Annotated in this window: 12 protein-coding genes; 3 read left to right on the top strand and 9 right to left on the bottom strand. The window is 54.5% G+C overall.

The annotated features are described in order from the left end of the window. Positions 1 to 4: 4 nt before the first annotated feature. The 6 genes from pqqB to HX790_RS11960 all read right to left on the bottom strand — a co-directional run bounded on the left by pqqB (position 5) and on the right by HX790_RS11960 (position 6728). A complete protein-coding gene (gene pqqB / locus HX790_RS11985) occupies positions 5 to 916 on the bottom strand; it encodes a pyrroloquinoline quinone biosynthesis protein PqqB (protein WP_176991588.1) in 912 nt (303 codons plus the stop codon). Between the two features lie 71 nt (positions 917 to 987). Continuing rightward, positions 988 to 1062 (bottom strand): pyrroloquinoline quinone precursor peptide PqqA, encoded by a 75-nt coding sequence (gene pqqA, locus HX790_RS11980; protein ID WP_003194766.1) that lies wholly within the window; start codon positions 1060 to 1062, stop codon positions 988 to 990. Positions 1063 to 1220: 158 nt separating this feature from the next. After that, positions 1221 to 3578, bottom strand: coding sequence for a pyrroloquinoline quinone biosynthesis protein PqqF (gene pqqF / locus HX790_RS11975; RefSeq protein ID WP_176991587.1), 2358 nt, complete (start codon positions 3576 to 3578; stop codon positions 1221 to 1223). A 48-nt stretch (positions 3579 to 3626) separates the two neighbouring features. Continuing rightward, on the bottom strand, positions 3627 to 4421 hold the full coding sequence (locus HX790_RS11970) for a carbon-nitrogen hydrolase family protein (RefSeq protein WP_017138045.1): 795 nt from the start codon (positions 4419 to 4421) through the stop codon (positions 3627 to 3629). Between the two features lie 10 nt (positions 4422 to 4431). After that, positions 4432 to 6114 carry an NAD(P)/FAD-dependent oxidoreductase gene (locus HX790_RS11965; protein WP_065929487.1) on the bottom strand — a complete coding sequence of 561 codons (1683 nt, stop codon included), beginning with the start codon at positions 6112 to 6114 and terminating at the stop codon, positions 4432 to 4434. Between the two features lie 167 nt (positions 6115 to 6281). Then, positions 6282 to 6728, bottom strand: coding sequence for an Lrp/AsnC family transcriptional regulator (locus tag HX790_RS11960; protein WP_017138047.1), 447 nt, complete (start codon positions 6726 to 6728; stop codon positions 6282 to 6284). Between the two features lie 588 nt (positions 6729 to 7316). On the opposite strand from HX790_RS11960, the gene HX790_RS11955 reads away from it, so the two are divergent. From HX790_RS11955 to HX790_RS11945, 3 genes are read left to right on the top strand one after another with little or no spacing between them, the layout of a single operon-like run. Next, the gene (locus HX790_RS11955) at positions 7317 to 7811 is read left to right on the top strand and encodes a toll/interleukin-1 receptor domain-containing protein (protein ID WP_176991586.1); all 495 of its coding nucleotides are present in this window, start codon (positions 7317 to 7319) and stop codon (positions 7809 to 7811) included. Between the two features lie 31 nt (positions 7812 to 7842). After that, the gene (locus tag HX790_RS11950) at positions 7843 to 9273 is read left to right on the top strand and encodes an SIR2 family protein (RefSeq protein WP_176991585.1); all 1431 of its coding nucleotides are present in this window, start codon (positions 7843 to 7845) and stop codon (positions 9271 to 9273) included. A gap of 12 nt (positions 9274 to 9285) precedes the next feature. Continuing rightward, positions 9286 to 9729, top strand: coding sequence for a TIR domain-containing protein (locus HX790_RS11945; RefSeq protein WP_176991584.1), 444 nt, complete (start codon positions 9286 to 9288; stop codon positions 9727 to 9729). Between the two features lie 120 nt (positions 9730 to 9849). On the opposite strand, the gene HX790_RS11940 is transcribed toward HX790_RS11945, so the two are convergent. The 3 genes from HX790_RS11940 to HX790_RS11930 all read right to left on the bottom strand — a co-directional run bounded on the left by HX790_RS11940 (position 9850) and on the right by HX790_RS11930 (position 12759). Continuing rightward, on the bottom strand, positions 9850 to 10737 hold the full coding sequence (locus tag HX790_RS11940) for a TIR domain-containing protein (RefSeq protein WP_176991583.1): 888 nt from the start codon (positions 10735 to 10737) through the stop codon (positions 9850 to 9852). A gap of 196 nt (positions 10738 to 10933) precedes the next feature. Further along, on the bottom strand, positions 10934 to 12073 hold the full coding sequence (locus HX790_RS11935; protein WP_176991582.1) for a hypothetical protein: 1140 nt from the start codon (positions 12071 to 12073) through the stop codon (positions 10934 to 10936). Between the two features lie 62 nt (positions 12074 to 12135). Further along, positions 12136 to 12759 (bottom strand): hypothetical protein, encoded by a 624-nt coding sequence (locus tag HX790_RS11930; protein ID WP_176991581.1) that lies wholly within the window; start codon positions 12757 to 12759, stop codon positions 12136 to 12138. Between the last annotated feature and the right edge of the window lie 308 nt (positions 12760 to 13067).

The following is a 13067-nucleotide window of genomic DNA, read 5'->3' as shown; positions in this document are numbered from 1 at the left end:
GCTCCTACAATTCAATGCTCATGCCGTCGTAAGCCACTTCGACATTGCGCCGCACCAGCTCGGCGCGCTCGGGGGAGTCTTCGTCGAGGATCGGGTTGGTGTTGTTGATGTGGATAAGCACCTTGCGCTGCTTGGGTAGCTGCTCCAGTACTTCGAGCATGCCGCCAGGGCCGTTCTGCGCCAGGTGGCCCATCTCGCGGCCGGTGCGCGTACCGACGCCGCGGCGCTGCATTTCATCGTCGTCCCACATCGTGCCGTCCACCAGCAGGCAGTCGCTGCCCGCCATGATTTCCAGCAGCGGCGCGTCGACTTTGCCCAGGCCTGGGGCGTAGAACAATTTACCGCCAGTGCGCAGGTCCTCGACGATCAGGCCGATGTTATCGCCTGGGTGCGGGTCGAAGCGGTGCGGCGAGTAGGGCGGCGCGGCGCTGCGCAAGGGCAGCGGGGTGAAGCGCAGATTCGGGCAGGCCGGGATCGTGAAGCTGGCGTCCAACTCGATACGGTTCCAAGCCAGGCCGCCGTTCCAGTGGGTCAACATGGTGAACAGCGGGAAACCGGTGCTGAGGTCTTCATGGACCATGTCGGTGCACCACACCTGATGCGGGCAACCTTCGCGCAAGCTCAACAGGCCGGTGGTGTGATCGATCTGGCTGTCCATCAGGATGATCGCGCTGATGCCGGTGTCGCGCAGCGCGCGGCCGGGTTGCATTGGCGCAAAGCCTTGCAGTTGCGCACGGATATCCGGCGAAGCATTGCACAGCACCCAGTTCACGCCATCGTCGGAGATCGCGATGGACGACTGGGTACGCGCCTGGGCGCGCAGGCTGCCGTCGCGAAAGCCTGCGCAGTTCGCGCAGTTGCAGTTCCACTGCGGGAAGCCACCGCCGGCGGCGGAACCTAGAATCTGGACAAACATGATTGCTCCATCACGCAAAGCTCAAAACAAAAACGCCCCGGGCGAACCGAGGCGTTGTATTACTCAGCCAATCAACGGCTGGCGAAGTACATGGTGACTTCGAAACCGATACGCAGATCAGTGTAAGCGGGTTTGGACCAGGTCATATTCATACTCCTACCAAGGGATGGGACGTTCACTACCAAGTAATACATATAGTCCACCTCCTATTGGAGATGTTCAGATATTGCGTATGAATATTACGCAATTCTTTTCAAGTTAGCGCTGTCTTGACGGAAAAAGCCTGTTGCAGGGTTGGCAATGATCAGCCTGCCGGTTGCCAGGAGTCGTTGATGCGCGGGCCGTTGGCCACACAGCGCCAGCCGCCTGAGGCATCGTTGAGTTGCTGGGCGGCGCGCTGCAGATCCTCGCGTGTGCGGTTTTGTATCAACTGTTGTAGCAGGTCCAGGTAACCCGACGGATGGCCCGCCAAGTAAGCCTGCCACAGCAGTTCGGCGGCTTGGTTGAGCGGCAGTTGCTGGGCACTGAATTGCTGCGCCAGGGTCTGGTTGCCCAGGTCTGGGCTGCTGTCGATTAACGACGGTAATTGCTTCAGAAAGGTCTGCAGGTGATCGACGATCCCGCTCAGTGAAACGCTGGGGGACTGCACACCAAACAGCAGCCCGGTTTGCCCGTTGACCTGTCGGATGCCGCTGAAGACCGCGTAGCCGATTTGCAGATCAACCCGCAGGCGCTGGTAAAACGGCCCGTGCAGCAGATGCCCAAGCAGTCGCCAGGCGGCTTCGTCGGCCAAGGCTGACGTCGGTGCTGGGCAAAACAGCAGTAAAGCGGCTTCATTGGAGTCTGTTTTTATCGTGTGCCAGAGCTTCCGGCCGTCGAGGGTTGGCGGCGTGTGTTCAATGCTTGCCGCCTGCCCAGGCAGCCGCGCTGCGGCGATTTTGATCGCGGCTTCACAAGCGGCCGGCAATCCAAAGCCGAGCCCATGCCATCGAGCCGTCGCCCATGAAGCTGGCCCGGAGTGAGTGTCGGTGCAGCAAACGGGCAGCGCCTTGAGCAACTCTCGGATGGCGATCATCGGTGTCGCGGCGGGTGCGGCGTCTTGTGGCAGGCTTAAGCTTTGCGCCAATACGTCCAGAACAGCCGGCATGGGCTGATGAAGACCGACCATTTTCACCAGGAAATCATTGCCGATCGTTTCGAAAGACAACTCAACTCCGGCCTGCCGGGCATTCTCGCGCAATGGCTGTAATGTATTTTCCAACCCCCCGGGCGCGGCGTTATCAAACTGCCATTGCAGATACAGCGCGCCTTCATCGGTATCATCCGCCAATGCCTGGCTGAATGTCAGCGCCGACACCTCCCGACGGCCCCGGGAGCGGTCTTGGGCGAAGGTGCGCAAACCACGATGGGCGCTGGTCTGGCCGCGGATCAGCCCGGCGCGTTGTTCTTTGGTGGGCGGGCGCAGGAATGGGTTGTTCGGCGGCAACTGCCAAGCCTGTCGGGCTGGTTTGAGGTGCAGTGAATCCAGCAGTTTTTTGAGTGCGACGACGCCCTGTTCCGACAGGTCTTCACTTTCGTTTCGCACCCATGCCAAGGCACTTTGGGTCTGTTGCTGGCGAGCGTTCAGCAAGGCGAACTCTTCGCGTAAAGGTGTCCAATCGCTGTGTGCGAAAAAGCTCAGCCAGTCGTGCAGCAACGCTTCGATTTGCGTAGCCGAATCGTCTTGAGTATCGAGGGTAAAGTCGATATCCAATACGGCTTGCCCGGCAAACGCATAAAGCACGGTCGCCTGCATGGCGTTGGCCAGTTTTCGCGCTTTCAGCTCAGCCAGTAAACCACCCGGCGCCGTAGCATTGAGCCAGGTGCAGAGAAATGCCAGCGCTTGGCGAGGCGCGTCACAGGTGATGACGTGATGCAGGTGGTTATCGGCGATGTGTTGAAAGCCTTGGGCGTGGCCGAGCATCAGCGCAGGCGGCGCAGCCTGTGGGTGCTGAGGGCCAGTGGCCAATTCGTCGCTGAAACGCTGGGCCAACGCTTGCAGTTCTTCCAATGGTTGCGGGCCGGCAAGGTGTAACGTCATCTGCCCGCTCTGATAGAACCTGGTATGGAATTCCTTCAATGCCTGCTGAAACGCCTCACGCTCAACCGGCAGGCTATCCCGATTACCGGCATGAAAACCGCGCAACGGATGGTCCGCCGCCAAGCCTTCCAGCAGCGCAACCTGCTGCTGCGCCTTGGCATCCTGGGACCAGGCCACAAACTCCGCTTGCAGCACTTCGCGCTCACGCAGTTGGTCTTCAATCGTCAGGCGCGGATGGGTGAGCATATCCGCCAGCCGCTCCAGCCCATCGGCAAAGGTTGGCACCGGCAATTCAAAGAAAAAGTCCGTGGTGCGCTCGCGGGTGCTGGCGTTGACCTGCCCACCCTGGCGCTGCACGTAGGCCATCAAGCCTTCGCTTGTGGGAAAACGCGCAGTGCCGAGAAACAGCAAATGCTCAAGAAAATGCGCCAAGCCCGGCCACGCGAGTGGCACGTCATGGCTGCCGGCGGCCACGCGCAACATCGCGGCGCAACGCTTCAAGCGTGGCGCATGGCGCAAGGAAACCCGCAGGCCGTTGGCCAGGGTCAAGTCAAGGTGATGAGGGTGGGCCGGCGCAGGCATGGGCACTTCCGAAACGTAGGATGTGCCTATGCTAACAAACCGTCTGGCTCAGGGCTTGTGCAGCGCGCCGTACAGCTCTGGGCGACGGTCTTGCAGGTAGTGATTGGCAGCGCGGGCATCCAGGATCGACTGGCGATCCAGCGTACCGACGATCAACGATTCATCCAGCCCCGCCTGGGCGATTCGCTGGCCATTGGGCGCAGCAATACTGCTTTGCCCGCAGTACTGAATCTCGCCTTCGTGCCCGCAGTAGTTGGCGTAGGCCACATAGCACTGGTTTTCAAAGGCCCGCGCCCGCACGGTCACGTCGGCAACAAAGTCGAACGGCACCATATTGGCCGTCGGCACCAGGATTACCTCGGCGCCGGCCAGGGCCAGGCGTCGGGTGTTTTCCGGGAACTCCAGGTCGTAGCAGATCAAAAACCCGAGCTTCCAGCCGTTAAGCTCCACCAGCGGGAAATCATCTTCCCCGGCGCTGAACATCGAGTGGTCCAGGTCGCCAAACAGATGAGTCTTGCGGTAGTTGCACAGGCGCTGGCCGTGGGCATCGATCAACTGCACGGCGTTGTAGATCTGCCCGTCCTCAGCCCGCTCCGGGTAACCGTAGAGAATGGCCAGGCCGGCGCTTTTGGCCAACTCGGCAATCGCCTGAGCCGACGGCCCATCCTGGGCTTCGGCGAGTGCGCCCACCGCTTCCGCGCCAATGTTGTAGCCGCTGAGGAACATCTCCGGCAGCACCAGCACGTCGGCACCGGTCGCCTCATGCGCCAATTGATGCAGGCGCTTGAGGTTGCCGGCCACATCCAGCGGCAGCGGTGGGCATTGGTACAGGGCGACACGCATGCTCAACTCCTTAATCGGCCAGGGCGATCGGGCCGATTTCGTCAAAGACATCACCTGGGCCCGGGTTTTCGGGGTGAGTGCTGCCGCCGAAGTGGGTCATGATGCCCCACACCGCATTCAGCGAGGTTTGCACCGCGCCCTCGACCCACGCAGGCGTCCAGGATACGTCGTCACCGGCGATAAAAATCCCACGCTGTTCGGCGGGCATGTCCTTCTGCATAAAGTGCGCATACATGCGCTGGTTGTAGCGATAGTGGCCGGGCAATGCACCTTTGAAGGCACCGAGGAAATGCGGGTCGGCTTCCCAGGACACGGTGATCGGGTCGCCGATGATGCGCGCCTTGATATCGACTTTCGGGTAGATCTTTTTCAGCGCGTCGAGGGCCAGTTTCACGCGCTTGTCGATGGGCTGCGGGAGCATTTTCAGCGCGTCGCTCATCCACGAATACGACAGGCAAATCACGCCTGGCTTGTCGTCACCGTTGTCGAACAGATAGGTGCCACGGGTGAGGCGATCGGTGAGGGTCATGCTCATCAGGTCGCGGCCGGTCTCCGGGTCCTTGTCTTTCCAGAACGGGCGGTCGACCATCACGAAGGTTTTCGACGATTGCATGTAGCGTGTGCGGTCCAGAGCCATCCACATTTTTTGCGAGAACAGGGTTTCGTCGCATTCGATCTGGGTGGTCAGCAGCCAGCTTTGACAGGTAGTCAGCACGGCGGCGTATTCGCGGGTGTCACCGTAGTTGTCGGTGACCGCAAAGCGGCCATCGGCAGCGTGGGCAATGCGTTTTACCCCTGCCCGTGGCGCGCCGCGATGCAGCGAGCTGAGGCTGGTGCCGGCGGGCCAATGGGCGCAACGCTCCGGCACATGGCGCCATATGCCCATGGGCACTTGCGCTACGCCGCCAACCACCAGGTGTTGGTGATCGTCGCAGTTGGTCATCACCACGCGGAAGATTTCCAGCATCGAGTTGGGGAAATCCGAGTCCCAACCGCCCGTGCCGAAACCCACCTGGCCAAACACTTCACGGTGCGCGAACGACAGTTTGGCGAACGCCTTGGAAGTGGCGACGAAGTCATAGAAGGTGCGGTCGTCCCACAGCGGTACCAGCTTGTTCCACAGCGCCTTGAGGCGCGGCACGTCACGGTCGCGAATAGCTTGCTGGATATCACCGAACTGCGAGCCGGCCTCCAGCGCATCCGCCCAGGCATCGGCAACTTCCTGGAATAGCACCGGCAGGTCCGAGAGTTTCTGCGCGTAGTGGGTCTGGCCTTCGAGGTCGACCACGGTGCTGCCGGAAGCCGGTGTCAGCGGGTTGGGAAAGGGTTTGGTCTCCAGGCCCAGCTTGTCCACATAGTGGTAGAACGCGGTGGACGACACCGGAAAACGCATGCCGCCCAGCTCGGCGATGATGCCTTCGGCGCCTTCAAAGGCCTGGGAGCGCAAACGCCCGCCCATCTTCGAGGCCTCGTATACCACCGGCTTGAGGCCCAGCTTCATCAGCTCGTAAGCCGCCACCAGCCCTGCGATCCCGGCTCCCACAATCGCCACTTCCGCGCCATGGTTGGCCGCGGGAATACTGCCCAGGCCAGCCGGGTGTTCGATCCAGTCATCAAAGGCAAACGGAAAATCCGGGCCAAAGATGGTGATAGGTTTTTTACCGTCGGCGGGATGGCGATTGGTCTTGCTGATGGTGCTGGACGGAATGCTCATGGCTGACCTTACTGACGACTCGGCGGGATTCGGCCCGTTGAGTATAGGAAAAGATGGCAGCCAGTTTAGGGAGCGTAGCGTTCGTTATTAAGACGCAATGTGTCGTCGGATTGAATTGTTTTTAGTCAGAATGACGAAGTGGCTGGTCAAACTGGCTGACCACGGTCCAATTTGTTACTGAGGATGATCGACGTGGTGGTTTTTTCCACGCCCTCGACGCTGCCGATCTGGTCCAGCAACTGGTCCAGCTGTTCCGGCGAATCAGTGCGCAGCCAGGCCACGTAATCAAACTCGCCACTCACCGCACACAATTGCTGCACCTGCGCCATGGCGCTCAACCGGCGCAGCACTTCCTTGCCCGAGCGCGCTTGAACGGTGATGCCGACATACGCCTGCAAACCCCCGTCGACCACACGCTGCCCGAGGCGCACGCCATAACCGGTGATCACCTGGGTTTTCTCCAGGCGCGCCAGGCGCGAGGTCACCGTGGTGCGCGCAATGCCCAACTGCCGGGCAAGCATGGCCACGCTTTCGCGGGCGTTGATCTGCAAGGCGGCGATCAGTTGGCGATCGATTTCATCGAGGACGGGCAAGGGTGGGCTCCGGTGCGAGGGCAATGAGGCGGTATGTTACAGACTTCCAGACACGAAAAAGCCGCGCAGTGCGCGGCTTTCTTGTTTGGTGGGCCCAGTAGGACTCGAACCTACGACCAAAGGATTATGAGTTGCTGGGCGAGCTGATATGCCTAGAGAAAGCGTTCGTAAGTGAACGTAGGTTGGCATAGCTAGAGGCCCCGTCGTTACTGGTGTTGAGCGTAATTCTGAGAAGGTTACTCAAGCTGAGTACTGTACCGTGGTTGTACTGATTTTGCATTTCTCGTTGGAACTCAAGCTTGTATAAGACCTACTTCAGAACGCGTTGCTTTGGAGTGATGTAGACGCTTTCTAAAAGTGGAGTCGACCCCGAAAGCGGACAATCTGCACCTGCACTAGTTGGCCGGTCGGCGTCGCATGTGCGTTGTGTGTCGACTACCGCCCAATCCAATCATATTGACTAACAGTGATGCTCGGCATCAGAGCTGAATGGATTAATCAATAACGCTTCATGTGTGCTGAAAAAAACTGTTGAGGCCCCCCCTAAAAGATGGCACTTTGCTTTCAAAGCCATGGAGGCATTACGCAATGACGATTCTCCAATCTGACCTGAGCAACACGTATTTTAATCGCTCGCAAAGTGGCTACACCTCCAAACGCCCAGGTCAACCTACCGCTTTCCTTAGTCACAGTCACAAGGATGCAGCGCTTGCGCTGGGCCTTCAGGAAATGCTGAAGCAACAAGGGTGGGACATCTACATTGACTGGCAAGACCAGGCGATGCCCGAGCAGCCTGACGCAGAGACTGCCGCGCGAATTAAAAATGCAATCATCAGCGCAGAATGGTTCTTGTTTCTAGCAACCGAACATTCCATGTCATCACGTTGGTGCCCATGGGAGATTGGATACGCGGACGGCAAAAAGCAGTTGGGCCGCATAGCGATCATCCCTACTACCGACACCCATGGGCGCTATCACGGCAACGAATATTTAAAGCTCTACAACCGCATTGATACCCCGCCGTCCGGCGGCTTGGCGCTGTACGACCCTCAAGGAAATGGCCGCTGGGTACGCACCCTCTGAGTTTCTCAACCTCCAACACAGCGATTACTACATGACTAGGGAACAGTTGCGACTCATTGACGACCTGTCAAAAGAGTTGGCAGAAGGAAATCTTGCTATTTTTGCGGGGGCGGGCTTTTCGCGCGCGGCTGGGTTCGTTGATTGGAAGACGCTGCTTAAGCCAATCGCGGACGACCTGGATCTGGACGTCGAGAAGGAGTGGGATTTAGTTACGTTGGCTCAATACCATGCAAACGTAAATTCGACCAATCGAGCGAAGCTTAATCAACTCTTGGTGACGGAGTTTTCTGCGAAGGTTGCCCCTACTGAAAACCACGTCATCCTTGCAAGGCTTCCGATCCAGACCTATTGGACGACTAACTATGATCGTCTGATCGAGACCGCGTTAGAAAACAACGAGAAAATCGCGGATACGAAGTACACAACCAAGCAATTGGCAACGACAAAGCCCAAGCGCGACGCGATAGTCTACAAAATGCACGGCGATGTTGAACATGCGTCCGACGCAGTGTTGATTCGAGACGATTACGAGCGTTATCACGTCAAAATGCAGCCGTTCATCACCGCGCTCAGCGGGGACCTCATTGCCAAAACTTTTCTTTTTCTGGGCTTTAGCTTCACCGACCCAAACCTTGAGTACATCCTCAGTCGAGTAAGGATTCAGTTTGCCAAGGATCAGCGCCAGCACTACTGCCTATTGAGGAAAGCCGCTCAAGCCGCTGATGAAGAGTTAGCGGACTTCGAGTATCGCCAGCGCAAGGAGGAGCTTTTTAAAGGCGAATTGTTGCGCGTAGGGATCAAAGTGATTTACGTCGATCAGTTCGCTGATATCACTGAGATCTTGAAGGCTGTCGAGCATCGCCACAAAAAGAAAACCATCTTCATTTCCGGCGCCGCGCATGACTACAGCCCATGGACGGAAAAGGAGTCGGAAAATTTCGTTTACGAACTGAGTAAGGCCATCAGCAAAGCTCAATATCGGGTGATTTCTGGGTTCGGGCTGGGGATCGGTAGTGCCGTCATCACCGGTGTGCTGGAGCAGACCATCATGAATGGTGGACGCCTAGACAGCGATCAATTGATCTTAAGGCCGTTCCCGCAAAACCAGGTCGGTCAACGTCCTTTGAAAGAGGTCTGGTCGGAATATCGTCGCAACATGCTTGCTCACACGGGCATCGCCATCTTCCTGTTTGGCAATAAACTTGAGGGCGGCGACGTGGTGCTTTCAAAGGGTATGCGGGAAGAGTTCGATATTGCTGTGACCAACGGCGTCTTTGTGATCCCAGTGGGAATTACAGGTTTCATCTCCAGAGATCTGTGGAACGACGTCATCCAAAACTACGACGAAGCACAGCACGCGCATGGAAAAAAGATTACACCGTTGCTGCATGAATTGGGCGCCGAAGCCACGACGCTGAAGCGAGCCCAAGAAGTTATCTTGACCCTCATCCCTCTCATTTAAGGACTACAACCCATGGCAAGAAAGGTTTTCTTCAGCTTCAAGTACGATGACGTTGATCGTGCCATGAATGTGCGAAATAGTAATGTAATTCAAGCTGACGCGAAGTACGGCTTTATCGACAAAGCAGAATTCGAAGAGGTGCAGCGTAAGGGCGAGGCCGCGATAAAATCCTGGATCGACGGCCAGCTCGTTGGCACCACGGTGACAGTCGTACTGGTAGGTGCGAATACCAACAAGAGCAAATGGGTTAAGTACGAGATAGACCAAAGTATCGCACGCGGTAATGGCTTGTTGACCATCGACATCAGTCAGATCAGCAACCTGAGGCAACAAACTAGCTCGTGCTGTGGCCTTACCGTTACCGGATACAAACACTATCTATGGAATAAGGATAGTGGACGGGAGAACCTTGGTAAGTGGGTCGAAGATGCAGCTAAGGCCGCCGGCAAGGTCTGAATCATGACGGGCCGCCAAATCACGGCGGCCCATCTGTCAGGTTTGTTGGTATGGAGTATGTTTTGATATGACGGATAAAAGGGAGCCAATTATCCCTTCGGTATGGGCCGTCGCTGGAAGTTAGTCTTCCCATATATCTATAACGTGTTCTGGGAGAAATACTACGGTATCGCCAGCTTCTAGGTTACCTTGTTCATCTGAGCATGCTGGGGTGTTTTGTAATTCGCCCACGAGGTAGGGGCCAGATCTACCTATCACTCCGACCCACATCCTTTCACCAAAAAGTTCGGAGTCCCCATTTTCACCATCTAGAGAGAACTCGAACTGAAGTTTAACGCTATCGCTCACATTAAGGCTATATCGCTCTGATTCTTCGGGAATTCGGAAGGACTGTGGCCAGCGCTCGTTGCTTGCTACCCCACTAAGAAGATGCCATCCGTCAATGTCTAATACGGCTAATCTCTGGTTAGGCCTCGCAGCGATTTCAGGTTCAGGGACTGTACCAAAGGCGGGTCTCGGTCCTATTGAAGGTTGTGTCAGAGCGGGTTCCCTAAATATTGCTCTTAGCAAATCCTCAATTCGCTGATCTAGTTTTCCTTCGTCCCGCATATCAAGTGCATAGACTCCCAAGAACTGCGCGGGTATGGAGCAGTCCACGCCAGGAGTAAATTCGCCATCTCGAATAATAGGGATGAAGCGCTCCCGGTCCAAACCGGCAGCAATGCGTCCAGTTATTATTTGTTGTTCGTAGCCAACTCCGCCGGCACGAGCCAATGACTTTCTGCTGTAGTCCTTCGTGCAAATGATCAGGGCGAAGTCACAACCTTGAGCTTCAACTTCCATGAACTGAGTGAGGCTTTGTCCGGGCGCGATATGCCACTGGTCTAGTCGGACGTTCACTCCGTTTTTTGTTAACCTCTCAGCGAGAACTCTTACCCATAGCTTGTGGGCGTCGCTCTCCCAAGAATATGAGATAAATACCTTCGGGGGAACTTCAAGTTCTGCCATTTGCTTTGCCTCTTTTTCTCGTAGGGTGCTGTGATGGGTGTGCTGCCCGGTTTTTCTAGGTGGTCATGAGATCGATGTATAAATCCTTTTAGACTCTATGTGTGATCGTTTTGATCTCATGTGTTTAGTGCTAACTGCAAGTGCTTAATAAGTTAGGTAGAGGCGTGCGCATAACTTTTAATATTTATGCTAATCGTTAGCTGCAATATTTTCTTAGTTCGTTTTCCAGGGCGTTGAGAAGTCCTGTAGGTGGCTCTAATCTCGTGTGCGTGCTGCGCTCAATATGGCTAAAAAATAACTGTTCATCGTTTGTGGCTGCACCGGACGAAGTCTCAGGCGGAAGCATTTTCATATTGTAACTGATTATAGGAGTGAATCCGTTTTTCTCAGTGCTAAATATTCTTTCCAGGGTGAAGAGTTTTGCAAGGGTGTGAAGTTGCTTTTCTTGAGTGGCTATATAGCTTATACATAATTCGTCGGGCGCTTCGGTATACAATCCCTCTGGGACTCTGAGCAAGAACATGTCCCAAGCAGTCGATCGAATATTTTTGAGTGCGGTAGTATATGGCGTGCTTGCTTGAACTCCCAATAAGCGACCAGCAATACCTGAGAAGTAGTGTAGTGCCATATGTGCTTCGCGGCCGAGCATTATTCCGAGTCCATCTTTTAGGAAACTGACCAGCTCCCCATGTTTTTGTAGGGGGGTAGCACCTTTGAACTCAACTTTTTCTATGAGTATCATCTTGATTAATGCTATTTGTATTGACTCAATTGCATTGCTTAAGAATCGTTTGTCAAATTTCTCTGTAAAAGCTATCGTTCTTCCTTCTGCTAATTCAGTTAAGGTTTTATGGGGGGTAGGCTCTAAGTAGAATTCGATCGCGGCTGGATCTGGAATTATTTCTTGCGTAGATAGAAAGTGCTCTTGGTTCATAGAGAAAACTTTCAGATACGATTCGGTCCGTCTTTTCGCGTTTTTTATAAAGTCTTCATTTGAGGATTTTGAGTAATGCTCCATATAATAAAAAAGTGGGCTGAAGTCCCATTTGTTTAGTGTTACGAAGTGAAGAAAATTTTCTAGCCCGTCAAGCCTTGTGTTTTTTTGTACTCTGTTGTCAATTGCATCCATTATGTTGGAGTCGAGTAGTGCACTCGGGTAGATAGGAAAATTTATTTCTCCAGATGCTAGAAAATTTTCATTGAAGACGGCGGGTCGTTTACCATTTAGTTGATCTACAAGAAATATTGGGTTGGTTTCGCCAAATGTTTTTGTTTCTGATAGGAATGGTGATGGGTAGGGTGACTTTTCAATTTCCCAATAATAGTTTTTATTCACTTTTGCTCCTTGATATTCGTAAAATTTACAAGTGATTTTCTAATTTGTGTTTCTAGAGTATTTTACGCTGGTGCTTTATGTCCCATTACTAATGCCATTTGCCTTTGACTAGGCGACAGTGCAGGCCAGATCATCTCTACATTTCCTGGCTTCATATGCCTAAGGTCTTCTTGATATTTGCTGCGTTTAAGGTTGATCTTGAAAAAAGAAGGACTGTGATCAATTTTGTTTGCTTTTAAGCGCCAGAGAACGACGAAAGCAAATTTTGGAGAAAGGTACTTGTTGGTTCGGTAATATTTCAGCGCGTTTGACAGCATCGAGTTGTTTTCCGCGACCGCCAGTTTCTCTAGAGCACTAACACATGAATTTAGTCGCATCTGTTGTGTTAAGCGCTCAAGTTTTTTCTTGGCATCAGTCGGTGAAAGTCTACGACCTGCCTCGAACACCGAAAGGCCAAACCTAAGGATGCACTGCGATCCAACCCATAGCGTATGTTTAGTCATCGTATTGCGAATTTCGAACTGATATCGAAGCGACTCCTGATCACACAGCTCGCAGGTCTCGGTCGGCTGCTCATGATCCCTTACGACCTCTGTGAAAGACCACTCCTCGAAAGCTTCTGGTAAAGTCTCTCCAACGGACAGTGGCAGGATGTTGTCCCAGACGCGCTTCGGATAACTGCTCATTGCAAAACTACCTCCATGGTCGTTTCTTGATTACGCAAAGTGACGTACAGCTTGCCCAGCATAGTTTGGGTTCTGTGACGGGCAAAGCTATCAATGTTCTTTGGTTTTAAATCATCGAAATTTTCATATAGGTTCCAGCTTAATTTTACGACCCCGCGTGCTCTCCACGAATGAATGCACCCACTTTTGCTCCAAGCTCAAGCGAAGCCAAGTGAAATCTGAACAAGCCTGCTAATGTGCTGGCATTGTACTGAAGCTAGCTGCTGGGGGAAGGGGTATACTGGGGCCAGCAGGATGGTGGGAGTAAC

The sequence above is a fragment of the Pseudomonas sp. IPO3747 genome (assembly GCF_013385245.1).
Classification (GTDB): Bacteria; Pseudomonadota; Gammaproteobacteria; order Pseudomonadales; family Pseudomonadaceae; genus Aquipseudomonas; species Aquipseudomonas edaphica.
This window is presented reverse-complemented; position numbering and strand designations above follow the sequence as displayed.